The 24,996-nt window shown below is 55.8% G+C and carries 24 protein-coding genes; 6 read left to right on the forward strand and 18 right to left on the reverse strand.

The window, feature by feature from the left end:
* Positions 1-23: 23 nt before the first annotated feature.
* From carA to JYB85_RS13120, 5 genes are all read right to left on the reverse strand, one after another.
* A complete protein-coding gene (carA, locus tag JYB85_RS13100; protein WP_011760613.1) occupies positions 24-1,169 on the reverse strand; it encodes a glutamine-hydrolyzing carbamoyl-phosphate synthase small subunit in 1,146 nt (381 codons plus the stop codon).
* Positions 1,170-1,350: 181 nt separating this feature from the next.
* Positions 1,351-2,163, reverse strand: a complete 813-nt coding sequence (dapB, locus tag JYB85_RS13105; RefSeq protein WP_207379649.1) for a 4-hydroxy-tetrahydrodipicolinate reductase — start codon at positions 2,161-2,163, stop codon at positions 1,351-1,353.
* A gap of 59 nt (positions 2,164-2,222) precedes the next feature.
* The gene (locus JYB85_RS13110) at positions 2,223-2,840 is read right to left on the reverse strand and encodes an FKBP-type peptidyl-prolyl cis-trans isomerase (RefSeq protein ID WP_207379650.1); all 618 of its coding nucleotides are present in this window, start codon (positions 2,838-2,840) and stop codon (positions 2,223-2,225) included.
* Between the two features lie 84 nt (positions 2,841-2,924).
* Positions 2,925-3,725 carry a M48 family metallopeptidase gene (locus JYB85_RS13115; RefSeq protein ID WP_207379651.1) on the reverse strand — a complete coding sequence of 267 codons (801 nt, stop codon included), beginning with the start codon at positions 3,723-3,725 and terminating at the stop codon, positions 2,925-2,927.
* A 103-nt stretch (positions 3,726-3,828) separates the two neighbouring features.
* Positions 3,829-4,833: a GlxA family transcriptional regulator gene (locus JYB85_RS13120; RefSeq protein ID WP_207379652.1), complete on the reverse strand. Its 1,005-nt coding sequence runs from the start codon at positions 4,831-4,833 to the stop codon at positions 3,829-3,831.
* Between the two features lie 108 nt (positions 4,834-4,941).
* Here JYB85_RS13120 and JYB85_RS13125 point away from each other — a divergent pair, with 108 nt between their 5' ends.
* Positions 4,942-5,577 carry a glutathione S-transferase family protein gene (locus JYB85_RS13125; protein ID WP_207379653.1) on the forward strand — a complete coding sequence of 212 codons (636 nt, stop codon included), beginning with the start codon at positions 4,942-4,944 and terminating at the stop codon, positions 5,575-5,577.
* 52 nt (positions 5,578-5,629) lie between these two features.
* Here the strand turns inward: JYB85_RS13125 and dnaJ are convergent, their stop codons facing one another.
* Positions 5,630-6,757, reverse strand: coding sequence for a molecular chaperone DnaJ (gene dnaJ, locus JYB85_RS13130; RefSeq protein WP_207379654.1), 1,128 nt, complete (start codon positions 6,755-6,757; stop codon positions 5,630-5,632).
* Between the two features lie 88 nt (positions 6,758-6,845).
* Positions 6,846-8,759 (reverse strand): molecular chaperone DnaK, encoded by a 1,914-nt coding sequence (gene dnaK, locus JYB85_RS13135; RefSeq protein ID WP_207379655.1) that lies wholly within the window; start codon positions 8,757-8,759, stop codon positions 6,846-6,848.
* 259 nt (positions 8,760-9,018) lie between these two features.
* On the opposite strand from dnaK, the gene JYB85_RS13140 reads away from it, so the two are divergent.
* Positions 9,019-9,939, forward strand: a complete 921-nt coding sequence (locus JYB85_RS13140; protein ID WP_207379656.1) for a DMT family transporter — start codon at positions 9,019-9,021, stop codon at positions 9,937-9,939.
* 106 nt (positions 9,940-10,045) lie between these two features.
* On the opposite strand, the gene JYB85_RS13145 is transcribed toward JYB85_RS13140, so the two are convergent.
* Positions 10,046-10,675 carry a hypothetical protein gene (locus JYB85_RS13145; RefSeq protein ID WP_207379657.1) on the reverse strand — a complete coding sequence of 210 codons (630 nt, stop codon included), beginning with the start codon at positions 10,673-10,675 and terminating at the stop codon, positions 10,046-10,048.
* A 312-nt stretch (positions 10,676-10,987) separates the two neighbouring features.
* On the opposite strand from JYB85_RS13145, the gene JYB85_RS13150 reads away from it, so the two are divergent.
* On the forward strand, positions 10,988-11,320 hold the full coding sequence (locus JYB85_RS13150) for a hypothetical protein (RefSeq protein ID WP_207320436.1): 333 nt from the start codon (positions 10,988-10,990) through the stop codon (positions 11,318-11,320).
* Between the two features lie 40 nt (positions 11,321-11,360).
* On the opposite strand, the gene JYB85_RS13155 is transcribed toward JYB85_RS13150, so the two are convergent.
* The 3 genes from JYB85_RS13155 to JYB85_RS13165 all read right to left on the reverse strand — a co-directional run bounded on the left by JYB85_RS13155 (position 11,361) and on the right by JYB85_RS13165 (position 15,233).
* On the reverse strand, positions 11,361-12,626 hold the full coding sequence (locus JYB85_RS13155) for a glutamate-5-semialdehyde dehydrogenase (RefSeq protein WP_207379658.1): 1,266 nt from the start codon (positions 12,624-12,626) through the stop codon (positions 11,361-11,363).
* Positions 12,623-13,756: a glutamate 5-kinase gene (proB, locus tag JYB85_RS13160; RefSeq protein WP_207379659.1), complete on the reverse strand. Its 1,134-nt coding sequence runs from the start codon at positions 13,754-13,756 to the stop codon at positions 12,623-12,625. The genes JYB85_RS13155 and proB overlap by 4 nt, the downstream gene beginning before the upstream one ends.
* Positions 13,757-13,943: 187 nt before the next feature.
* Positions 13,944-15,233 (reverse strand): NCS2 family permease, encoded by a 1,290-nt coding sequence (locus tag JYB85_RS13165; protein ID WP_207379660.1) that lies wholly within the window; start codon positions 15,231-15,233, stop codon positions 13,944-13,946.
* 49 nt (positions 15,234-15,282) lie between these two features.
* On the opposite strand from JYB85_RS13165, the gene JYB85_RS13170 reads away from it, so the two are divergent.
* Entirely contained in the window at positions 15,283-15,438 is a 156-nt protein-coding gene (locus tag JYB85_RS13170; RefSeq protein ID WP_207379661.1) for a hypothetical protein, read from the forward strand.
* 672 nt (positions 15,439-16,110) lie between these two features.
* Here JYB85_RS13170 and JYB85_RS13175 read toward each other — a convergent pair.
* Positions 16,111-17,631: a M17 family metallopeptidase gene (locus JYB85_RS13175; protein WP_207379662.1), complete on the reverse strand. Its 1,521-nt coding sequence runs from the start codon at positions 17,629-17,631 to the stop codon at positions 16,111-16,113.
* 299 nt (positions 17,632-17,930) lie between these two features.
* On the opposite strand from JYB85_RS13175, the gene JYB85_RS13180 reads away from it, so the two are divergent.
* Positions 17,931-19,391, forward strand: coding sequence for an aminoacyl-histidine dipeptidase (locus JYB85_RS13180; protein ID WP_207379663.1), 1,461 nt, complete (start codon positions 17,931-17,933; stop codon positions 19,389-19,391).
* A gap of 94 nt (positions 19,392-19,485) precedes the next feature.
* Here the strand turns inward: JYB85_RS13180 and JYB85_RS13185 are convergent, their stop codons facing one another.
* The 3 genes from JYB85_RS13185 to JYB85_RS13195 all read right to left on the reverse strand — a co-directional run bounded on the left by JYB85_RS13185 (position 19,486) and on the right by JYB85_RS13195 (position 21,729).
* Positions 19,486-20,178, reverse strand: coding sequence for an aspartate/glutamate racemase family protein (locus JYB85_RS13185; RefSeq protein ID WP_207382072.1), 693 nt, complete (start codon positions 20,176-20,178; stop codon positions 19,486-19,488).
* A 67-nt stretch (positions 20,179-20,245) separates the two neighbouring features.
* Positions 20,246-21,091, reverse strand: a complete 846-nt coding sequence (locus JYB85_RS13190) for an alpha/beta hydrolase (RefSeq protein WP_207379664.1) — start codon at positions 21,089-21,091, stop codon at positions 20,246-20,248.
* A gap of 83 nt (positions 21,092-21,174) precedes the next feature.
* Positions 21,175-21,729: an NADPH-dependent FMN reductase gene (locus JYB85_RS13195; protein ID WP_207379665.1), complete on the reverse strand. Its 555-nt coding sequence runs from the start codon at positions 21,727-21,729 to the stop codon at positions 21,175-21,177.
* 290 nt (positions 21,730-22,019) lie between these two features.
* On the opposite strand from JYB85_RS13195, the gene JYB85_RS13200 reads away from it, so the two are divergent.
* Positions 22,020-22,286: a hypothetical protein gene (locus JYB85_RS13200; protein ID WP_207379666.1), complete on the forward strand. Its 267-nt coding sequence runs from the start codon at positions 22,020-22,022 to the stop codon at positions 22,284-22,286.
* 61 nt (positions 22,287-22,347) lie between these two features.
* Here the strand turns inward: JYB85_RS13200 and JYB85_RS13205 are convergent, their stop codons facing one another.
* The 3 genes from JYB85_RS13205 to JYB85_RS13215 form a co-directional block, all read right to left on the reverse strand.
* Complete coding sequence (locus tag JYB85_RS13205; protein ID WP_207379667.1) at positions 22,348-22,731, reverse strand: YciI family protein; 384 nt, start codon at positions 22,729-22,731, stop codon at positions 22,348-22,350.
* Between the two features lie 24 nt (positions 22,732-22,755).
* The gene (locus tag JYB85_RS13210; protein ID WP_207379668.1) at positions 22,756-23,589 is read right to left on the reverse strand and encodes a YciI family protein; all 834 of its coding nucleotides are present in this window, start codon (positions 23,587-23,589) and stop codon (positions 22,756-22,758) included.
* A gap of 74 nt (positions 23,590-23,663) precedes the next feature.
* Positions 23,664-24,908, reverse strand: coding sequence for an RNA polymerase sigma factor (locus tag JYB85_RS13215; protein WP_228730105.1), 1,245 nt, complete (start codon positions 24,906-24,908; stop codon positions 23,664-23,666).
* Positions 24,909-24,996: the final 88 nt, after the last annotated feature.

Here is a 24,996-nt window from a genome sequence, read left to right on the forward strand (position 1 = left end):
GCTTCTATCTTCTCCAGCTCGGCTTACTTGGCGTTCTTGCGATACTCTTCAATCAGTTCGATGAAATGGTCGAACAGCGGGGCACAGTCGTGAGGACCTGGGCTGGCTTCTGGGTGGCCCTGGAAGCTGAACGCAGGCTTGTCGGTGCGGTGAATGCCCTGCAAAGAACCATCGAACAGTGACTTGTGGGTCACCTTGAGGTTGGCAGGCAGAGTCGCCTCATCAACCGCAAAACCGTGGTTCTGGCTGGTTATCATCACAGTGCCCTTCTCAACATCACCCACTGGGTGGTTGGCGCCATGGTGACCAAACTTCATTTTCAGGGTCTTGGCACCGCTGGCGAGGCCGAGCAACTGATGGCCCAAACAGATACCGAATACCGGAATGTCTGTGGTCAGGATTTCCTGAATGGCGGCAATGGCATAATCACATGGCTCTGGGTCACCAGGGCCATTTGACAGGAACACACCGTCCGGATTCATCGCCAGTACTTCACTGGCAGGAGTTTTGGCGGGCACCACTGTCACGTCACAGCCACGGTCCACCAGCATACGCAGGATGTTGGTTTTCACGCCGTAATCGTAAGCCACCACCTTGAACTTGAGTTCAGACTCAGGGGTATCGGATGGCAGACCGCCTTCCAGACGCCAGCTGCCGCTGCGCCACTGATAACGCTCGGCGGTGGTCACTTCCTTGGCCAGATCCATGCCCTTGAGACCTGGGAAGGCTTTGGCAGCGGCCAGAGCCTTGTCGCTGTCCAGATCGCCCACCAGAATACAACCGGCCTGAGCGCCTTTTTCACGCAGAATACGGGTCAGCTTACGGGTGTCGATATCGGCGATACCAACCACATTGTTGGCTTTCAGGTAGTCACTCAGGGACTGGGTAGAACGGAAACTGCTGGCGATAAGGGGAAGATCGCGAATGATGAGGCCACAGGCATGGACAGCGCTGGATTCCGTGTCTTCATCATTGGTACCGGTGTTACCGATATGGGGGTAGGTTAAGGTTACAATCTGTCGTGAATAAGAGGGATCTGTTAATATCTCTTGATAGCCCGTCATGGAAGTGTTAAAAACAACTTCTCCAACGGCAATTCCATCTGCACCGATTGCTGTGCCTGAGAACAGGGTTCCATCTTCGAGTACGAGTAAGGCAGACTTTGTCAACGCGACCTCCGAAAAAGAGCCAAGCCATTAGAATTTAATGATTTTTTGTTTTTTAAGATACCAATTTCCGCTAAAACACGAAATTTTGACAAATTCCAATGATTTTACCCGGAAAATCGCATTTCGTCCACACTTAAGCGGACGGAACGCGTAAAAAAACCGCCAAATGGCGGTTTTTCTGTTAATTGAGCCCCAACACTTGCTGCATGTCATACAGACCCGGTTTTTGCTCCGCCAACCAAACGGCGGCACGCATGGCGCCATTGGCGAAGGTCATACGACTTGAGGCCTTGTGGGTGATTTCCAGCCGTTCGCCTATATCGGCAAACATGGCGGTGTGTTCGCCCACCAGATCGCCGGCACGCACAGTGGCAAAACCTATGGTCTGGCGATCGCGCTCACCGGTAATGCCCTCGCGGCCATAAACCGCCACCTTCTCCAGATCCCGCCCCAGCGTTTGGGCAATCACCTCACCCATTTTCAGTGCGGTACCGGACGGTGCATCTTTCTTGTGCCTGTGATGGCCTTCGATGATCTCGATATCGGTATAGTCGCCCATCACCTTGGCCGCCAATTCCAGCAGTTTCCACATCAGGTTGACGCCCACAGACATATTGGGCGCCATGACCACGGGGATCTCTTCGGCCAGAGCCACGATCTGCTCTTTCTGAGCATGGTTGAAACCCGTGGTGCCTATGACCATGGCCTTGCCATGGCGGACACACCAATCGAGGTTCTGCAGGCTGACTTCCGGAGAGGTGAAATCGATGAGCACGTCAAAGGCATTGACCACCAGATCCAGGTTATCCACCAGGCGTACATCCAGGCGACCGACGCCTGCCATCTCGCCGGCATCCACCCCCACCAGGCTGGAGCCCGGCTTTTCTATGGCGGCGCCAAGACGGATTTTTTCCTGGTTGCAGGCGGCCTCGATCAGGGTGCGTCCCATGCGGCCGCTGGCGCCTATGACTGCTACTCTCACGTGTCCACTCATGCCACTTCTCCATTTACAGCTAAAAAAACGCCCAAGCAAAGCTTAGGCGATTTGGGGAATTACACTATGTCCAATAACTCGACTTCAAAGATCAGGGTCGAGAACGGCGGGATGGAAGCGCCGGCACCGCGCTCACCGTAGGCCAGGTGGTATGGCACATACAGTTTGAACTTGGAGCCCACGTTCATCAGCTGCAGGGCCTCGGTCCAACCGGCGATAACGCCCGATACCGGGAACTCGGCAGGTTGACCGCGAACCACTGAACTGTCGAACACGTCACCGCTGATGAAAGAACCGTGATAGTGAGTGCGTACTGTGGACTCATAGGTAGGCTTGTCGCCGTTGCCCTGGGTCAGCACTTCGTATTGCAGGCCGGATTCGGTCACGAACACACCGTCACGCTTGGCATTGTCTTCGAGGAAGCTATTGCCTTCGGCGATGGTGGCTTCGGCAGCTTGTTCCTGGGCTTGTTGCAGGCGGCGGCTGATCTCGGTGAAGGCCAGTTGCAGATCCTGCATGGACACTGCGCTGTCCTTGCCATCGAATGCATCGGCCAGACCGGCCTGTACTGCTGGAATGTCCAGACCTTCAAAAGAGTTGGCAGCCAGTTGCTCGCCCAGTTGACGGCCGACGCCGTAGCTGGCCTGTTGTTCTACAGTGCTGAATTTCTCAGACATCTTGGGATTCTCTCAGTAAGCTAGGATAAAAATTCGGGCGTCATTCTATCACGAAATGACGCCCTGTGCTGATAAACCAGGGGCTTATTTAGCAATTTGACACTTGGGCAGCCCCTTGGCCTTGGCGGCGTCGTACAGGGGCTGCATCTTGGGCGCCAGTGATTGCAGTCCCGAGATGCGGGTATCGTGTGATGGATGGGTCGACAGCAACTCGGGGCCTTGTGCTCCGCCGGCCTTGGCCATGTTTTGCCACAAGATGGCACCGGCTCGGGGATCAAAGCCGGCGCGGGCCATCAGCTCCAGTCCGACTATATCCGCTTCGGACTCCTGGGCACGGCCATAGGGCAAGATGTAGCCCACCTGAGCGCCCAGGCCCAGGGCCGCCATGTAAAGATCCTTGTTGGCCACGCCACCGGCCCCCAGGGCCATGTCGGCGAGCTTAAGCCCGGTACCCGTCATCTGGGCCCGGGATACCTGCTCGTTGCTGTGGTTCGCCAGTACGTGGGCCACTTCATGCCCCAATACCACCGCCAGTTGATCCTGGTTATTGGCCACCTTGAGCAAACCTGTGTAAACCCCAATATGCCCCCCCGGCAAGGCAAAGGCATTGACCTGGGGAGAGTCAAATACCACCACTTCCCAGCGCAGGGCCGGGCCCTCCAAAGCACCTGTTACCCGCTCGGCGACGCAATTTACATAGGCATTGAGCTTGGCATCCTTGCTGATCTTCTGCTGCTTTTTCATTTCCTCGAAAGAGGCATCGCCCATTTGGTTCATTTCCGCGGCGGAAAACAGCAGGGTCTGGCTGCGGCCAGTGGGAGACTGGGTGGTGACACAACCACCGAGCAGCGACAGGGTCAGGAGCGAAATTGCGAGACGTTTCATTGGCTTCATCCTTATATGGCCATTGGGCATCGAAGCCCGGTTTGGCAGGGATTCTACCCAGAAGCGGGTCTGATGCCAAACCTAGGCCAATATTAAATGCACCTCAGGCAGGTAGACCAAAACGTTTGCGATACTGCTCCATGGTGATCCCGGTGAGCTTTTTAAACAGGCGCCGAAATGAGCTGATGTCCTCATAGCCCACGGCCCAGATCACTTCGTTACTGCTGCGACCGGTCATTTCAAGTTGCTGTTTGGCGGCTTCGACCCGCAACTGTTGCAAATACTCCAGCGGAGTCTCACCCGTGGCCGCCTTGAAGCGGCGTTTGAAATTGCGCGAGCCCATGGCCACGGCCTCGGCCAGCTGTTCCATGGTAATGCGCTCTGCATAATGGGCGGCGAGCCACTCCTGGGCGGCCTTGATCTCCGCGTCACCGTGACTCCGACCGGGCAGCAAACGATGAAACGGCTGCTGCAATTCACGGCCCGGATCCAGCAACAATAATCGGGCACAAAGCAGCGCCACCTCGCGCCCGGCGAAGCGGGCCACCAGCCGCAGCAGCAAATCATTAAAGGCGGTGTAGGCGCCGCCACAGATCAGGTCCTCATACTCCAGCAACAGTTTTTGACTGTTATAACCGACGTGGGGATAACGCTCGCGAAAGATACGCTCCAAAAACCAGTGGGTGGTGGCTTCGCGGCCATCAAGCAGCCCGGCCTCGGCGAGCAGAAAACTGCCGCTGCAGGCACTGACCATCAGGGTGCCGCTTTGGGCCTGGGCCCTGATCCAGGCCACGGTATCCTGCTGCCGGGCCAGATACTCTGCCACCTCGGCGCGTCCGGATTCGGCTGCCAGTATGCTGGAAATCAATACCACATCGGCCTTGGCTATCTGGGTCAAGCTGGTGTCGGGAACCAGGGTCTGGCCACTGCGGGTCTGCACCGGCGCATCCCCGGCGGTTGTCAGCTGCACCTCAAAGCGGGCCCCGGGCGCCAGGGCGGCGCCATGCAGTCGTTGCAGACAGGCATTGGCCACATAAAAGATGTCCAGAGCGGCATGTACTGTGCCCCCCATGCAGCCCGGCATCGCCAGCAGCACTATTTTCGGCATAGGATTCTTGTCTCATTTCGCACATTTATGGGCAAATATGCCCATTATTTCCATCGACCACAAGCCTTAAGCTGGACGGCGTAAACCTCACAGCAATAAGGAGATCCCATGCTGAAACTCTACGGCAGCCCCAATACCCGTACCATTCGCGCCCTTTGGACCCTGGAAGAAACCGGCCTTCCCTATGATTATGTGCGGCTTGATTTTGAAGGTGGTGAACACCAAAAGCCGCCATATCTGGAAATCAATCCCAACGCCAAGGTGCCCAGCCTGGAAGTGGACGGCCAGGTACTGCTGGAAACCAATGCCATCTGCCGCTACATTGCCGAGCAGGCACCCGACGCCGGACTTATTCCAGATTCGGCCCTGGAGCGGGCGCAAATGAACCAGTGGTGCGATTTTCAGTTGTCGGAATTGGAACCGCCACCCTGGATGATGATCAAGAATCTGCGGGTCTATCCCGACGCGGTTAAGCTGGATAATCAGGCGCTGCTGGCCGCCATGAACTGTGAGGCCGATCGCGCCATGGGCATACTCGCCAAGGGTATCAAGGCCAGCGGTTATGTGCTCGAAAGTGGTTTTTCACTGGCGGATATTCAGCTGGCGGTGACCCTGATGACTTACCTTAAAGCCAAGATGAGCATCAAGGAGCCCAAGGTGCTGGATTATTTGAAACGTTGCTGCGATCGCCCGGCCATTGCCAAGCTGCAGGCCATGGGAGACCTGTCCCGCTTCAACCTCTGATCACCGCATAAAAAAAGCCTGGCAATGCCAGGCTTTTTTATATGACGGGCTGTCAGCTGTTGAGGTCCTGGAAGAACTTCTTCACGCCATCGAAAAAGCCTTCAGCCTTTGGGCTGTGCTTTTTTGACTCCCCCGACAGTGTCGCCTCAAATTCACGCAGCAGTTCTTTCTGACGCTCGGACAGATTCACCGGCGTTTCCATCACCACCTTGCACAGCAGATCGCCCACCGCATGGCTGCGTACCGACTTGACGCCCTTGCCACGCAGACGGAACATGCGACCGGTCTGAGTCTCCGGCGGGATCTTCAGACTGACCTTGCCATCCAGGGTCGGCACTTCGATTTCACCGCCAAGGGCAGCCTTGGCAAAGGAAATCGGCACTTCACAGTACAGGTTATTGCCATCGCGGACGAAAATCGCGTGCTCGCGCACTGTCACCTGCACGTAGAGATCCCCCGGAGGTGCGCCAAACTCGCCCGCTTCGCCTTCGCCGGCCAAACGGATGCGGTCACCGGTATCAACACCGGCCGGGATCTTGACCGACAGGGTCTTGGTGCGCTCCATGCGGCCATCACCGTGACACTTGCTGCAGGGATCCTTGATGATCTTGCCGCGGCCGTGACAGGTGGGACAGGGTTGCTGCACCGCAAAAAAGCCCTGGCGCATCTGCACCTGACCGGCACCGTGACAGGTGCCGCAGGTGGTGGCCGAGGTGCCCTTCTTGGCGCCCGAGCCATCACAGGCGTCACAGCTGGCCAGTGTGGGGATCTTCAGCTCCTTGGTCAGACCGCGGACGGCCTCTTCCAGGGACAACTCCAGGTTGTAGCGCAGATCTGAACCACGGGCCGCCTGACGCTGGCCACGACGACCACCGCCAAAGATGTCACCGAATACATCGCCGAAGATATCACCGAAATCGGCGCCGCCACCGAAACCACCGCCACCGCGGTTGGGATCGACACCGGCATGGCCGAATTGATCATAGGCGGCCTTCTTGTCGGCATCGGTGAGGATTTCGTAAGCTTCCTTGACCTCTTTGAAGCTGGCCTCGGCGGCCTTGTCTCCCGGGTTGCGATCCGGGTGATACTTCATCGCCAGGCGCTTATAGGCCTTCTTGATGTCCCGTTCGCTGGCGTCACGACCAACGCCCAATACTTCGTAATAATCTCGCTTTGACATATTTCCACGCTTTCTTAACTGGCGTTGAACGAACGGGCGTTAGGGTTTCCCCGTAACGCCCGCCGGAAAGAATCAAGCTTGCGCCCGATTACTTCTTGTCGTCTTTAACCTCTTCGAACTCGGCATCGACAACATCATCGGCACCGGCAGAGCTGCTGCCCTGACCTGCGTCAGCACCTTGGCTCTGGGCCTTGGCCTGGGCAATTTCCACCAGCTTGGCAGAGGCTTCGATCAGCTCCTGGCTTGCCTTTTCGATGGCTTCCTTGTCGTTACCGCGGGTGGCAGTTTCTACTGCGGCCATGGCGGTTTCGATCTTGGCCTTGTCGTCTGCACCCAGGGCGTCACCGGCTTCTTCCACCTGCTTCTTGGTGGCGTGCACCAGACCATCGGCCTGGTTGCGGGCCTGGGCCAGCTCTTCAAACTTCTTGTCTTCGTCGGCGTGGGCCTCGGCGTCACGCACCATTTTTGCCACTTCTTCCTCGGACAGACCGGAAGAGGCCTTGATGGTGATCTTCTGCTCTTTACCTGTCTTCTTGTCCTTGGCAGACACGTGCAGGATACCGTCGGCGTCGATGTCGAAGGTCACTTCAATCTGTGGCATGCCGCGTGGCGCAGGGTCGATACCGTCGAGGTTGAATTGACCCAGTGACTTGTTGGCGCTGGCCTGCTTACGCTCACCCTGCAGCACGTGAATGGTCACGGCGCTCTGGTTGTCGTCGGCGGTGGAGAACACCTGCTGAGCCTTGGTAGGAATAGTGGTGTTCTTCTCGATGAGCTTGGTCATCACACTGCCCATGGTTTCGATACCCAGAGACAACGGGGTAACGTCCAGCAGCAGTACGTCTTTCACGTCACCGGCCAGTACACCGGCCTGGATGGCAGCACCCACGGCCACGGCTTCATCGGGGTTCACGTCCTTGCGTGGTTCCTTGCCGAAGAAGTTTGCCACGGCTTCCTGAACCTTGGGCATACGGGTTTGACCGCCCACCAGGATCACTTCATTGATGTCGGATACTGACAGGTCGGCATCGGCCAGGGCCACTTTCAGCGGCTCCAGAGAACGCTGGATCAGATCTTCCACCAGGGACTCCAGCTTGGCGCGGGTCACCTTGACCACCAGGTGTTTTGGACCTGAGGCATCGGCAGTGATGTACGGCAGGTTCACTTCGGTCTGGTTGGTGCTGGACAGCTCAATCTTGGCCTTTTCGGCAGCTTCTTTCAGACGCTGCATCGCCAGAGGATCCTTGCGCAGATCCATACCCTGTTCTTTCTTGAACTCGTCGGCCAGGTAGTTGATCAGACGGTTGTCGAAGTCTTCACCACCCAGATGGGTGTCGCCGTTGGTGGCCAGTACTTCGAAGGTCTGGTCGCCGTCGTTGTTGTCGATTTCGATGATGGAGATATCGAAGGTACCACCACCCAGGTCGTAAACGGCAACAATGTTGTCACCTTGCTTCTTGTCGATACCATAGGCCAGCGCCGCTGCGGTTGGCTCGTTGATGATACGCTTCACGTCCAGACCGGCGATGCGACCGGCATCCTTGGTGGCCTGACGCTGAGAGTCGTTAAAGTACGCAGGTACAGTGATAACGGCCTCGGTCACTTCCTCACCGAGGAAGTCTTCGGCGGTTTTCTTCATCTTCTTCAGCACTTCGGCAGACACCTGTGGAGGCGCCATCTTGTTGCCGCGGCTTTCCACCCAGGCATCACCGTTGTCGGCCTGGATGATCTTGAATGGCATGATGTTCACATCGCGCTGAACTTCATCGTCCTTGTAACGACGACCGATCAGACGCTTGATAGCAAAGAAGGTGTTGGTGGGGTTAGTGATGGCCTGACGCTTGGCAGGCTGGCCAACCAGGGTTTCTTCACCGGTGTAGGCGATGATGGAGGGCGTAGTGCGATCGCCTTCAGCGTTTTCCAGTACGCGCGCCTTGCCGCCATCGAGAACTGCTACACAAGAGTTGGTTGTGCCTAAGTCGATACCGATAATTTTACCCATGGGGTCCTCCGAAAAAATTTCTTACGCTAATTCGTTATCTGGTGTGGATATGGGGACGGTGTTTGGACTTTTCAAGTCCGGGGTTTTCGTCACCTGCATTTCATCCTTAACCCCTATATTGGGTCAGGAGAATGGATTACAAGGGCAGAGTGAAAAAATTTGCCTTGGCATCGAGATTAGCCAGTGTCGGCGGCGTATAATATGCACCGCGAAGTTCTGCCGCCGCGGCAGATGCAGTCTTAACCCAGGAAAACCATCCTTGAAAAACTCCCACAAGGCCTATGGCTTTGGGCTTGGAGCCGTGTTGCTCTGGTCCACGGTCGCCACAGCGTTCAAACTGGCACTGGCTCACTATTCTCCTTTGGAATTGCTGCTGGTTGCCAGTGTGAGTTCCATTCTGGCCCTGGGTATTATTCTCATCTGCCAGGGCAAGTTGGCATTGCTTGGTCGTCAACTGCGCTCAAGCCCGTTTTTATACCTGCAAACCGGACTGCTCAATCCCTTTCTCTATTATCTGGTGCTGTTCAAGGCCTATGAATTGCTGCCGGCCCAGCAGGCGTTGTCGCTCAATTACACCTGGGCCGTGCTGCTGCCGTTGCTCTCGGTACCACTGCTGGGGCAAAAGCTGCGTAAATCGGATCTGAGTGCGGCGCTGCTGGCCTATGTGGGGGTCTTTATCATCGCCTGTGGCGGTAAACCTATGGCATTGGAATTTGCCGCCCCGGAAGGCGTCGCCCTGGCGCTGCTGAGTACCTTGCTCTGGTGTCTGTACTGGATAATCAATACCAAAGACAAGGGCGATCCCGTGGTCAGTCTGATGCTGAGCTTCCTGCTGGGCTTGCCCTTTATTCTGCTGGGTCTTGCATATCAGGGCACAGTGCCGAGTCTGGCGCTTAACGCCCTGCTGCCGGGGATCTACGTGGGCCTGTTTGAGATGGGACTGACCTTTGTGCTTTGGCTGCTGGCGCTTAAAAACGCTGAGCGCACCGCGTCCATCAGTACCCTGGTGTTCCTGTCTCCCGTGCTGTCCATGGGCGTTATCACCCTGGTGCTCGGGGAAACCATAGCGCCAGCCACTGTGCTGGGACTGGGGCTGATATTGCTGGCCCTGGCGATGCAGCAATTGTGGCCAAAAGTAAAAGCAAGATTCAGTCCCAAACCCATGGCAGAGCAGATCTGAGTTCTCTGTTCATAAGCTTGGCTCAGGCGGGGCCGAGCCAAAAATGCAAAGTGGGCCCACAGGCCCACTTTCACTCAACAACCACAGGGGCAAAGGCCCGGTTTAATCAGAGCTCGCGAACGTCCACTTCACCCACGCCCACGTTGACCTTGAGATCCCCCTCACCATCCAGCAGGGTTTCGAAATTCTGGCTCACCAAGTTGCGTTCCACCTGTTGCTGGCGGCCCTGGCGGGAATAGTTAACCTCACCCACCCCCGAGTGCAGTTCAATCCGGCGATAGGCATGGCCATGTTCAATGCTGACCTGGCCAACACCCACTTCCACGTCCAGATCGGCCACCAGACCTGTGATTTCCACCTGACCTACCCCAACTTCCAGGCTGACCGGAGCCTGCTTGGGCAGGTACACACGCCAGTGTTGTTTGATATCGTCCTGGTCATTGACAGACAGCAGCAGACGATTACCCTTTTGCTTCACGGTCAATTCGCGGTCTTCCAGATCCACATGCTTCCAGAAACTCAGCCAATTGCCGCTGGCGGCTTCGATTTGCACTTCAATGCGAATTTCATTGTCATCGGACGCCAACAGCTCGGCTTCGCCAACGCCCACATCGAATACCAGGGTCTCGCCTTGATAATCATAACGCTGTGACAGCTGACGGCTGTCATCGGCCAGGGCTGAACCTGCGAAGGCTGTGGTCATTACTAAAGCAGCGGCAATCTTGGTGTGTTTCATAGTGCATTCCCTCGGAATTTGAGTCTCGGTGATTTCCTCCAACAATGCAGAAAGCGGGCCAAATTCCATAACCATTTATTTTTAAAGAATTAAACGTAATGAACCGCATTCGAATGGTGAGCAAGCTCACCAAAGTGTGGTGAATCTCACCAGAGTTTGAATGAAGGGTTCAAAGGAAGTTTGAAAATATTTGTTAACAAGTTTATAACTGGAACAGGGTCTGAAAATAATCACCGAACCAGGGTCCCGGAAGTCAAGGGAGTGCAGAACCCACCATTCACCAGAATGGCTCACACACAAGGGAGCACGGCAATGGATAAGCCGCTTTTCTTTCTGTCGCGGGAGGCAGAAAAAAAATTCAGATTGACCGCAATGCTGATCTGCGTCTTTATCATGGTCGTGGATTATTACTTCGGCAACCTGTTCACCAACACCGCAGTGCTGCTGTATGCGGTATTCATGGTACCGGCATTACTGCTCACCCGGGCGGTGCAGGTCAGATACTTCTTCCATACCCAATCACCTATCATAGCGTTCAGGATTTTCAGTTGCATGCTGATGCTGCTGCTGTTGATCATCTGGGGTTACTCGATTCTGGATTACAACTTCAACCCACCGGTCTTTCCGGGCGACATGGTAAAGTAACCCACATAAAAAAGGCCGCTGTGCGGCCTTTTTTATTAGCTTATCCCCGACAGGTATAGTCGCCTATCCCCAACCATTTATAGGTGGTCAGCGCCTCTAACCCCATGGGCCCGCGGGCATGCAGCTTCTGGGTACTGACCGCCACTTCCGCCCCCAGGCCAAACTGGCCACCATCGGTAAAGCGGGTGCTGGCATTGACATACACGGCAGCGGAATTCACCTCATTCAGGAAATGACCTGCGGTGTGCACATTGTCTGTGAGTATGGCTTCCGAGTGACCACTGGAATAACGGCGGATATGCTCAATGGCCTCATCCACATCTGACACCAGTTTGATGCCAAGCGTGAGTGACAGCCACTCGGTGGCGAAACTGTCGTCATCGGCAAGCTCAGCCCCTATGCCGGCATCACTCAGCAGGGCCCGGCTGTCCGCACAGGCCACCAATTTTACCCCCAGGGCCGCGAGCTCTCGACCGACGCGCGGCAAACTCGCCGCCTGTTTGCGATGCACCAGCAAGGTATCGAGGGCATTGCACACGGTTGGGCGCTGCACCTTGGCATTGATGATCACCGGCAAGGCCCGGCTCAAATCGGCCTGGCTGTCGAGGTACATATGGCAGATGCCAATTCCGCCCAGGATCACCGGAATGGTGGCCTGCTCGGCACAGAGGCGCTGCAAGCCCTGGCCGCCACGGGGGACTATCATGTCCACGTAGCGGTCGAGCCGCAACAAACCGTTGACCAGGGCCCGGTCGGGATTATCGATAAGCTGCACCGCATCGGCCGGCAAACCTTCGCTCTGGAGCGCGCGGCGAATGGCCCCGGCCAGCAGCAGATTGGTCTCTATGGTCTCCTTGCCGCCGCGCAGGATCACCGCATTGCCGGTTTTCAGCGCCAGCACGGCAATTTCCACTGTCACATTGGGTCTGGCTTCGTAGATAACCCCTATGACACCCAGGGGAACCCGGCGCCTGGACAGTCGCAGACCGTTGTCGAGCAAACGGCTGTCAATTTCCTCGCCAATGGGGTCGGGCAGCGCCACCACTGTGGCTATGTCGGCAATGATGGCATCGAGGCGCGCTTCGTTCAGCAGCAATCTGTCTATCATGGCATCATTCAAACCGGCGGCACGGGCTGCGGTCACATCACGACCGTTGGCGGCAAGAATATCGCTGCGGCTCACCGCCAGCTCGGCGGCAATGGCCTGCAGCAGCGCCCTTTTCGCAGGAGCGCCCAGGTTGGCCAGGCTGAAACTGGCGGCCCTGGCCTGCTGGCCCAAGCCCTTGAGGTATTCGGAAATCATCATATTGCCCCCGTTTCCAGTACCACCATATCGTTGCGGTGGACCACGGCGTCGCCATAGTCATAACCCAAAATGGCTTCTATTTCGTCAGAGTGTTTTCCGGCAATGGCCGCCAATGCTTCGGCACCGTAGCGGCACATGCCCCGCGCCACCACCCGGCCACTGTTGTTGCACAGCTCCAGGGTGGCACCGCGTTCAAATTTGCCTTCCACGGCAATGATCCCCTTGGACAATAAACTGCGCCCCTTGCCGCAGACGGCACTGACGGCCCCATCATCCAGCAGGATCCGACCATGAGCCTTGGGTCCGGCGAGTATCCACTGCTTGCGGCTTTCAAGTGGACTCTCCAACGCCAGGAAGCGGGTTCCCACCGCCTCACCGCCAATCGCGCCGCTGATCACGTCCTTGTGGTGGCCCGAGGCAATCACCACTTCCACGCCGGCACGGCGGGCAATATCCGCCGCCTGCAGCTTGGTGGCCATACCACCGGTACCCAGGCCCGAGACCGAGCCGCCCGCCAGTAAGCGCAGGCTGTCATCTATGTGCTGCACCTCGGGGATCAGCCGGGCATTGGGGTTGTTGCGTGGATCGGCGTCAAACAGGCCCTTTTGGTCCGTCAGCAGTAGCAACAGGTCCGCATCGCACAGCAGCGCCGCACGGGCCGACAGATTGTCGTTATCGCCCACCTTGATTTCGGCGGTGGCCACCGCATCGTTTTCATTGATTATGGGTACTATTCCCTGCGCCAGCAGGGCATTTAGGGTATCGCGGGCATTGAGATAACGTTCACGGTCGTGCAGATCGGCACGGGTCAGCAGCAGCTGGCCCACGTGCAAACCATAGATGCTGAACAGCTGTGACCAGGCGAGGATCAGCTGGCTTTGCCCCACTGCCGCCAATAATTGCTTGTTGGCCATGGTATCCGGGAGACTCGGGTAATTGAGATGTTCTCGACCGGCGGCAATGGCACCGGACGTCACCAGTACCACTTCCACTCCGGCCTTCATCATGGCGGCCATCTGCCGTGCCAACTCCACCATGTGCGCCTTGTCGAGGCATTTGCTGCCCGAGGTCAACACGCTGGTGCCCAATTTAACCACTACCCTGCGATAACCACTTTGCATCGAATTCATCTTTTCCCAAGAGCCCTTTTCGAATACTGCACGTCCAGGGCTGATTTTTGCCGAACTTTCCTTATACCCAATCCCGCCGGGGATTAACATAGCCACGGCGGGCTCTCATCGATTAATTCAATATCCTTTGGTTATTCCATAAAAAAAGGCCACTTAATGTGGCCTTTTTCGATACCTGAGCCTTGGCTTAGCCGTAGATAAACTTCGCCAGGAACAGTGCCGCCAGCACCAGGATGCCGGCGTTGAGGTCACGGAAGCGACCACACATCAGCTTGATGGCAGCATAGGAAATAAAGCCAAAGGCAATGCCGGTTGCAATGGAGAAGGTCAGCGGCATCAGCAAACAGACCACCACCACGGGTGCGGTTTCGGTCAGGTCTTCCCATTCCACATGCACCAAGCCTGACATCATCAGGATTGCCACATAAAACAAGGTTCCTGCGGTGGCGTAGGCCGGGATCATCCCCGCCAGCGGCGAGATAAACAGCGACAGCAGGAACAGAACACCCACCACCACAGCGGTCAAACCGGTACGGCCGCCGGCGCTGACGCCCGAGGTGCTCTCGATGTAACTGGTGGTGGTGGAGGTCCCGAGGGCAGCACCGGCTATGGTGGCCAGGCTGTCTGCGGACAGGGCACGATTCAGCCTTGGCAAACGGCCCTTGTCATCCAGGAAACCACCGCGATGGGCCACGGCTATCAGGGTACCCGAGGTGTCAAACAGGTCGACGAACAGGAAAGCAAACACCACGGTCAGCATGCTCACTTCCAGCACGGCCGAGAGGTCCATCTTCATAAAGGTGGGTGCAATAGAAGGTGGTGCCGACACCAGACCATTATATTGCACATCACCGAACAACAGCCCCAGACCGGTGATGGCGAGTATGCTCAGGATCACCGCAGACTTCATGCCGCGGTTAACAAAAGCAATGATCAGGAAAAAGCCCAACACCGACATTACTGCGGGAAAAGCGGTCACATCGCCCATGGTCACCAGGGTCGCAGGGCTGGCCACAACTATACCGGCACTCTTGAGGCCAATAAGTGCCAGAAACAGGCCGATACCCGCGGCAATCCCCAGACGCAGCGACATGGGGATGGAATTGACTATCCACTCACGAATACGCACCAACGACAGGATAAGGAAACAGATACCGGACATGAACACGGCGCCAAGGGCCGTTTCCCAGCTGTAGCCCATCTCGCCCACCACCGTATAGGTGAAGAAGGCGTTGAGACCCATACCGGGCGCCAGCGCAATGGGATAATTGGCCATCAGGCCCATGACCAGACAGCCCACGGCGGCGGCCAGACAGGTGGCCACGAACACGGCGCCCTGATCCATACCGGCACCGGCGAGGATCATGGGATTCACGAAAATAATGTAGGCCATGGTCAGGAAGGTGGTGACCCCAGCAATCACTTCCTGCTTAAGCGTGGTGTGGTTTTGTTTGAGTTTGAACAGTTTTTCTAACATGGAACCGGGTTCCTTGGTGTTTTTATGTATTTGGGTAGGGTGGCAGAAAATGGGCCTGGCGCCGATTTTACAAGCTGTTTCAAAAACAGCTTTCGCCGGCAATTTTCACCAGCGGCAGATTATAGGGATTTTCCCCATGGCAGGCCAGAGTAAATACACCAGTGAAAATCACAGCCAAGGCAAGGAGTTGCTAAATTTCAGATAAAAAAAAACCTGCTCAGAGAGCAGGCAAAGACATGTTTCAAGCGTCCCATATGGGAAAGATAATACCGCGTGAGCGGAAAACACCTCGGTGTGTCAAAGGGGATCAACACACAACTTGAGTCTAAACACACCCAAAATGGGCGAACAAAGGTTGATGGATGATGGAACTGTTTGGGAAGGGGACAGTCCGCCCCTGGATCCTGTTAAAGGTAAGATCAGCCCTTGAAATTCATCGCGAACAAACCACCACGCAGGGTTTCGGCCTTGAACCAGGTGTTTTGCCATACAAATGTGTAGTTGCCTGAATAAGACATGGTCATACTCCAAATTAACAAAGTTGTGATACATCATTGCCCGGTTAAGTGTGGCTCGGTTCCATGGAACTGGGCGTTCTCAAATCCATTGAGACAACTTGTCACTCGATTCCCTGGAGAAGTATCCATCCTGGATAGACGGGGCAGGAAAATCGCTCTCCCCTGCCGACGAAATGCAGTATAGCAAAGTGTAGTTTTATTACAACTATTTTTGTGAAAAATTTCTTTTTGGTGTGTTTTGGTAATTTAATTACACATTTTAATTGCGGGATAATTTGCGACCGCTCACATAATCTGTATCGAAGAAAACTAACCACCCTTTGCATTTCAGGTGGTTAGCTTGTTTTGCGTGATTGTGATCACATTGTAATATAATGACACAATGTTACCAAAGGTGCTGCCGTGGGCTTACCGTAGAGAGGATCCCCCTCGGTAGCACTGCCGGCAATGTCCAGATGCACATAGGGCAAGGGCTTGTTGGAAGACAAATCATGCTCCGCCAGCCCCGAGGCCTTGAGCAAAAACGCCGCCGGGTATTGATGACCACGGGCGGTCACGGACGAAGGTGCGTTATTGGAGGACAGCACATCGGCCGCGCCGGACACCTCACGTATTTTGCCAAAGTCTTCCCGCCGCAAGCGCGATACCTCCAGCGCTTCGCCATGCTCTTCGGCAATGGCCGACAATTTCTGATCCACTCCGGCCTTGTGAGCCACGGCATTGGCCACCGCAGCAGTATATCCGCCGTAAACCCGCACCACATGCCCCGTCAGGGTCGCCACGGAAAACAGCTCCGGCGCCACCGCCGTCAGCGCCTTGAGCCGCAGATGGCTGAGCAAATCCGCCAGCACCAGACGCCCTTCGGCGTCGGTGTTGCCAATACGCACCCGCACACCGGCATGGCTCTGGATTATCTCATCTGTGACAAAGGCTTCTGAGCCTATGCTGTTGCGCACCAGCCCCAGCTCGGCCATGACCCGGATCCCCTTGGGCTTGAGCAATGACAGGGTCTTGAACAGACCAGCCACAGCCGCAGCACCGCCCTTGTCGCGGCTCATGCCGGCCATGGCTCCGGCGATTTTCAAGTCGGCACCGCCGGTGTCATAGACCACACCCTTGCCGGCAAACAGCAGGGTACGCTGGGTGTCACCCTCGCCCAGGTATTCCAATTTCACCACCCGGGGCTGATGACGGGCAACGGCAAACGAAGCGCGGCCCACGGCACACAGCAGCGGATAATCCCGCTCCAGCTCGTCCCTGTGCTCCACTACGCTCACTTGGATACCACTGCCCTTGAAGGCGTTGAGGCAATAATCGGCAAAGGCCGGTGCCGCCATGCGCTCGGGTTCGGTACCACAGAGATCCCGCGCCAGGTTACGACCGGCCTCAAGGGCGTTGAGCAGCGCCGCGGTATCCGATTGCAGCAAACCTATGGCCTCGATGGCACAGGGCTCACCGCCGGCTTCGCGGGATTCAAGCGGTTGCCACAGCTCCTGACCGCAGCCGAGGGCCGCCACCTCCAGCGCCTTGGCGTAGGCGGAATTGGCCACCAGCAACAGCGGCCGCTTGGCACCGGCGTCCCGGGCGATGGCAATGGCCGTGCGAGCGGCCTCGGCTACGCTGCGCACATCTTCGTAATCCCCGGCCGTGGCCTTGATGGGGGAGATAATCAGGCGGCCACCGGCCAGTCCGGGGGCAAACAGCAGGGTCGCGCTCTTACCCACCCGCCTGTCCACTGTGGCGCCGTGACTGGCCAGCAGGGCTATCTCTTCTATCTCTATCTCCGCCAGGGATTGGCTGAGCACCAGCACCGCATCCCAGTTGGCGTCGTCAAAAATCGCTTCTTTATCTGATACATCCACAAAATTCGCCGCAAACATGACCCATCCTTTTTTTAATTTTTGCTTTGCCGCCTGCCCGGCAACGCCGGGCGAAACATGTCTGTGGCATTATTCCCTGTCGGCGCCGCAATTGCTATCTCAAGGAATTGCCATCCCACAGGGACAGAGCGAAGTGGAAACCCTCGCTGCCACTCGTCCCACCAGTTGGAATATGAAACCCTTGGGCGGCTTATGGTAAACTGCCGCCAAGTAAGCGGTCTGCGCCGCTTTATCTGTGCAGTAACATCTGCGCCGTAACATATGTGCCGTATCATCTATGCCGTAATCGGGAGTTTTCAGTGACAACACTCAATCAGCTCTATCCCCAGCCCCTGTGGCAATGGTTCGAACAGATCTGCGCCATTCCTCACCCGTCCAAACACGAAGCCGCCCTGAGCCAACATATCCTGGCCTGGGCCAAGGACAAGGGCCTGGCCGTAACAGTAGACAAGGTCGGCAACCTTATCATCCGCAAGGGTGCCACCGCCGGCATGGAAAACCGCAAGACTGTGGTGATCCAGGCGCACATCGACATGGTGCCGCAAAAGAACAACGACAAGGTGCACGACTTTACCAAGGATCCCATTGAAGCCTGGGTAGACGGTGACTGGGTCAAGGCCCGTGGTACCACGCTGGGCGCCGACAACGGTATAGGTATGGCCTCGGCCCTGGCCATACTCGGCAGCGACGATATCCCCCACGGCCCGCTGGAAGTATTGCTGACAGTGGACGAAGAAGCCGGTATGACAGGTGCCTTTGGTTTGGAAGCGGGTATGCTGAATGCCGAGATTTTGATCAACACCGACTCTGAGCAAGAAGGTGAAATTTACATGGGCTGCGCCGGTGGCGTGGATGCCCAGCTAAGCCTGCCCATGGTGTGGGAAGCCCCCGCCGACGGTTACAGCGCCTTCAAACTGACCCTCTCGGGTCTCAAGGGCGGTCACTCCGGTGTCAACATCCACCTGGGCCGCGGCAATGCCAACAAGCTGCTGGGCCGCTTCCTGTTCGAACAGGCCGACGGTCTGCAACTGGAACTGGCGGAATTCAACGGCGGCTCCCTGCGCAACGCCATTCCCCGCGAGGCCGGGATCAGCTTTATGCTGCCTGCCGAGCAGGTTGCCGAACTGCAATCCAAGATCACGGCGTTTGAGGCCATGGTCAGAGCCGAGCTGGCGGTGGCCGATCCGGGCATCAGCCTGACCCTGAGCGAAATCCCCACGCCCTCCAAGGTGATGAGCGAGCAAAGCCAGAACAGCCTTATCGACCTGCTGCACGCCTGCCCCAATGGCGTCATGCGCATGAGCGATGAAGTGGCGGGCGTGACCGAGACCTCTCTCAACGTCGGGGTCATCACCACAGGCGAAGAAACCGTCGATATCCTCTGCCTTATCCGCTCTCTTATCGATTCAGGCCGCAGCCAGATTGAGGGCATGCTGATCGCCCTGTCCAACCTGGCCGGTGCCGAAATCGAAATTTCCGGCGCCTACCCCGGCTGGAAACCGGACAACAGCTCGCCGGTAATGGCCATAGTCCGCGACACTTACCAGGACATCTATCACAAGGAACCGGTGATCATGGTGATCCACGCCGGTCTCGAGTGCGGTCTGTTCAAACAACCTTATCCTGATATGGACATGGTCTCCATCGGCCCCACCATCCGCTTCCCACACAGCCCCGATGAAATGGTCAATGTCACCACGGTCGGCCAATACTGGGAACTGCTGCTGGCGGTGCTGAAGCGCATTCCGGAAAAGGCTTAACCCATTATCTGGAAAGCGCCGACAGTCAGGTTATCGCGCAGAATAACAGACAAAAAAGCCACCTTGAGGGTGGCTTTTTTATTGGCGCCAAAAACTACGAGACAGCAAACTCCACGGCCTTGGCGGCATGTATGGCGGTGGTATCAAACAGCCTGATCTCGGTATCTGCCTGTTCCACCAAAAGCCCTATCTCGGTACAGCCCAGGATCACCGCCTCGGCCCCAGCCTCCGCCAGTGACGCTATGATGCGCAGATACTCGGCCTTGGAGTCGGGCATTATCTTGCCAAGGCACAGCTCCCGGTAAATCACCTCGTGAACCCGTTTTCTGTCTGCGGCATCAGGCACCAGCACCTCAAGGCCAAACCCCTCACTCAACCGTCCCCTATAAAATTCCTGTTCCATGGTGAAGGCGGTACCCAGCAAGCCCACTTTTTTGATGCCTTGATTCATCAGCACTTCGGCCGTGGCATCGGCAATGTGCAGCAAGGGGATATCTATCGCTTGTTCTATCTCCGGCGCCACCTTGTGCATGGTGTTGGTGCAGATAAGCAGGCAATCGGCCCCGGCGGCTTCGACCCTTTTGGCGGCATCGGCGAGAAGCCTGGCCGTTTGCTGCCAGTCACCTGCATGTTGCAGCTTTTCAATCGGCTCGAAATCGACGCTGTAGAGGGCAATTTGCGCCGAGTGCAGGCCCCCGAGGGCTTGCCTGACGCCCTGGTTAATGGCCCTGTAATAACCCTGGGTACTCTCCCAACTCATACCCCCCAACAAGCCGATAGTCTTCATCATTTAGTCCTGCTTTGTCCTGCGTTCTGGTTAACAAGCCAAAAATCGACACAACCAATACCACTGGCTAGAGATCCTGATAAATCCACCTCAGCCCCTTTGCCAAGCCAACCGGAAAAGTGGAGTAATGGTCGGTTCCGTCAATCACCTCGCCAATGAGCTGCAACCCTTGATAATGCCTTGAGCGCAGACGTTGCAAAAATCTCTGATGGCCATCCACCATATCGTTTCGTGAGCCGAACTCGGGGATTTCCAAAGCCCCGGTCGCAATAAACACCTTTGCTTTTATTGATTTATGTTGACTGAAATACTTCTCTTCCATCGCAAAAATCAAGTCATCCTTAAACCACAACGACGGGCTGGTTAAGATATAATCTGAAAAAAGTTCCGGTTTAGTCAGCAACACCCAGGCACCAAAAGATCCCCCCAAAGATTGCCCGGACAATATTCGCTTATTGACATTGATACGGTATTTGTTTTCCACAAAGGTGAAAACCTCTTGCTCAATAAACTTCAAGTATTCCGGCGCCCCACCTGTTTCATACTTTACCCAACTCTTATCCTTTTCAGGTGTCAGATCCCGGACCCGGCTGAATTGTCCATCATCACCATCAGCAAAAGATATTCCGACAACTATGGCTTTATCCATAGCAGTAAAATGTGTCACGCCCGCCGCGACCTTGAAGGTATAAGGTCCGTCATTGAGATAAAGCACGGGGTAGCGCTTTGACTCATTGGCCTTATCAAAATAATCATTGGGAAGTTTTATATAGAGATCATATTTTCGCCCCAACACCTTGGAGTCTATGGTGTGAATTTCCGAATTTTTAATTTCAAATGTTCCATTCGCATAAACTGCCGGGGTCAATACCGATATCAAAACGATAAAAATTAATAAAAGAATTTTGTTCATGAGTTACTCAATAAAATACACATGGTTGATTGCAGCGTTAGATTGACTTTGGCTATTCAAACAGCAGGCTCAGAGTGTCTGGTCTACACCTCGCTGACGTCAAGCAATATTCTTGGCCCATTTAGATACGCCCTGAATGCACCAAATGCCTGTTCTATTGCCGCCACCATATTGCGGTCGGCAATGATGCCTTCTGCATCAAATTCTGTTCCGAGTAAGGGCACAGTCATGCAGGCATCTGTCACTATCCGGCCCGACATGGTGCGGATGATTTCATGGAGCGACGCCAGGGCATGGTGAGCCCTGGGTGAAGTGTTAAAGATAGCCACCGGCATCTCGATAAACTCTTCGCCGCTCACCAGCCAATCCAAGGCATTTTTCAATACGCCACTGATACCATGGGCGTATTCCGGACTGGAAATAAACAGCCCATCCGAGCTAACCAACAAGGCTTTCAAGGCGATTATCTCGGCCACTGTGCTGGGATCTCTGTCGGGATTGAAAGGCGGGATATCCGCCAGACCGCTGAAGAGGGTAACTTCCATATCCCGAGGTGCCAGCGCCTGCATAGCCTTGAGTAGGGCATTATTGTAGGAGTCTTTCCTTAGACTGCCGCAAACAGCCAGTATTTTGATCATGGATTCCTTCCTCTCTAATCCCAAAATCCTTATGTAGCTCTGCATGTTATGCGGGCTATTCACCAAAGATCAATCAGCAAGCTGATTTCCAAACTTCCCATTGATGGGGGCATTCTCCCAATTTACCTCTTGCCCAGGATTGACTGAAGTCTTGGCTGATAGTTCAGCGCCTTATGAACTTTCGCTTTAATTTCTGTGTCATAAGGCCGTCATATCTGTTATTTTTCGCGCCTGTTGCCCTGTTCCAAAAACAAATGTCGGCGGGCAGATATCGGTTTCAAGGAGGAAATGTGAACCCAAATCATCCGAAGGTTTTGAAAGTGGCGCTACTTGGCGTCAGTTTGGTATGTACCGGTTGCAGTTCAACGGATGTAACCCACACCAGCTGCGATTTTGTGGTTGGTGCCACAGAAAGTGAAATGCGTGCTCAGCAGGAGCAGAGATCCCAGGATAACGAGACAAACCTGATAAATGGCATATTAAACGTCATTACAGGCCTGTTTACCCGGGCGGTATCCGACAATAAAGATACAGACCGCTGCAATTCCCCCACCTGAAAAAGCCAAAGGCGACCTAGTGATCCCCCTTTGGCACTCACTTTCAAATGCGGACTGCGATTCACGCCGTAAGACTGACGCCGCTGTTGTTTTCGCTTTGCAGCTCCCGCACCGGCCGCACCTCAATACAGCCGTAGCGGGCCGGCGGGATCTTGGCAGCCAATGCCACCGCCTGGTTAAGATCCCGGGCCTCCAACAGGTAATAACCGGCCAGTTGCTCCTTGGTCTCGGCGAAGGGGCCGTCCGTGGTTAGAACCTTGCCGTCACGTACCCGCACAGTGGTTGCGCAGTCCACCGGCTCCAGGGGATTGCCCCCCAGATAGTGTCCCGCTTGCTGCAGGGCGTCACCACAGGCAATGCACTCGCGATTTAGTGCATCCCACTGCTGCTGTGACATTTGGTTCATGGCGGCCTGCTGGTAATAAACAAGTGCCAAATATTTCATTGTGCCTCCTGCTGAATGCTGTATTTACGCCTTGTGGTTGCTGTTGATCATCCAGGGGATGCCAAAGGCATCCACCAACATACCAAATCCCTCGGCCCAAAAGGTTTCCCCAAAGGGCATGTGCACTGTGCCGCCTTCGGCCAGGGCATTGAACAGTTCCTTGGCCCGTGGCAGCGAATCTATATGCAGCTGAACATAAAAGCCCTGGGGCGGCTGATACCGGTCCGCCGGAGCATCCGATCCCATCAGGGTGCCGCCACCGAAGGACAGACAGGCATGCATGACACCGTCGGCCATGGCGCCACAACCTTCGCCCCCCATGTCCGGCGGCATATCGGCAAAACCGATCATTTTCTCAATTTTGCCACCAAGCAAACGTTCATATAATTCAAAGGCCTCACGACAATTACCATTAAAGTTCAGGTAACTGCAGGAGGAACTGGGCTGTCGTTGCAGCCGCTCGCACAGGGTCCGCTCCTGCTCTATGGCCTCGCCGGGAGCAAAATCTTCCAGCTCAAACATGCGCCGCAACTCCAGCTCCACATTGCCGTTGCCATCGCTTTTGGGCCACTGCTGCATCCATTCCAGCGCTTCCTGCTTGTCCCTGACCTGAATGATGGTGTAGCCCGCAACCAGGGTTTCGGTGCCGTCGAAGGGCCCCTCCACCACTGTGGGCCGGCCGTTTTGGAAACGGATCCTGGCGCCATCGGCACTGGGCCTCAGTCCCTCACCGCTGACAAATACTCCGGCATTGACCAGACACTCGTTGAACCGGATCATTTCCCCTAGCAACTGCTCGCTCGGCATGACGCCTTGCTCTGTGGCGGCATCGGCTTTTCTGATAACCATGAATCTCATTGTTGTACTCCTGTAAGTGAATTCCGTTAAGTAGTCGAACCTCAAAGCGCAATTTCGACAGCACCACAAAAAATTCAGTTATTTTTTTCGCATTCAGCCAAACGGGTCTGCAAAAAACGTTGCTCACAAGGTTGGTTACACAGTTGCAAAGCCCGGCGAAAATCGCTCGCGGCAGCGGTAAAGGCCTGTTGCCGCTGCAATAATTCAGCCCGGGCGGCAAATGCCAGATGGTATTCGCTCAGCTCCCCTTGGCCTATCAGCGCATCGATAAGGGGCAGCCCAACCTCTGGTCCATGGGCCATGGCAAGGGCCACAGCGCGGTTCAGTCCCACCACAGGTCCCGGGTGCAGGGAATAGAGCACCTCATAGAGGCCGACTATTTGCGGCCAATCCGTGTCTTGATAACTGATTGCTTCGGCATGGACGGCAGCTATGGCAGCCTGCAGGCTGTAGAAACCCGCCGGTCCCGAACTCAGTGCCAGGGTGGTCCAGTCCAGGCCTTCTGCTATTTGCTCCCGGTTCCAAAGATCACGGTGCTGATTTTCCAGCAATACCAGCTCACCATTGGCATCAAGGCGCGCTTCGCTGCGGGCATCCTGCAACAGCATAAGACCCAGCAGGCCCATGACCTCGCTGTCGGGCTTGGACAATAGGGTATGCAACCAGCGGCAAAGGCGGATGGCTTCGCCGGTAAGGCTGCGGCAGATGTAGTTGTCATTGAAGGCTGCGCCATAGCCCTCGTTGAACACCAGATAAATCACCTGCAGCACTGCATCCAGACGTTGCTGCAATTGGCCCCGCTCCGGCACTTCATAGGGGATGCCGGCATCACGAATTTTGTTCTTAGCGCGCACTATGCGCTGGGCCAAGGTGGGCGCCTTCAGCAGTAAGGCTTTGGCAATCTGCTCTGTGCTGAGGCCACAGACCTCCCTCAGGGTCAGCGCCAGCTGCGCCTCCTGGGACAGCGCCGGGTGGCAACAGACAAAAATCAGCCTCAGGCTATCATCGGCTATGTCGGGGTCGTCCCAGGGGTTGCTGGTTTGGGATTGCAGTTCCAGCTCACTCAGCTGCGGCAACAGATGCTGCTCGAAATGGCTGCGGCGCCGCAGGCTATCGATAATCTTGAAACGACCGCAGGACACCAACCAGGCCCTGGGATTGGCTGGTATCCCCTGCTCGGGCCACTGCTGCAGCGCCGCCATGCAGGCTTCCTGCAGCGCTTCTTCGGCGAGATCAAAATCACCAAGCAGGCGGATCAGGGTGGCGAAGCTGGCCCGCGAGTGCTGTGCCAACTGCTGAGAAATGGCTTGTGTTGTCAATTGACTCTGTCCCTGTGCAATTGCGGTAGAAGAAGTTGAATCCAGGCTAGCAGATCTTAGGTCGAAGCTAACACAAAGGTGACCGGAT

This window comes from Shewanella sedimentimangrovi, from assembly GCF_017354965.1.
Lineage (GTDB): Bacteria > Pseudomonadota > Gammaproteobacteria > Enterobacterales > Shewanellaceae > Shewanella > Shewanella cyperi.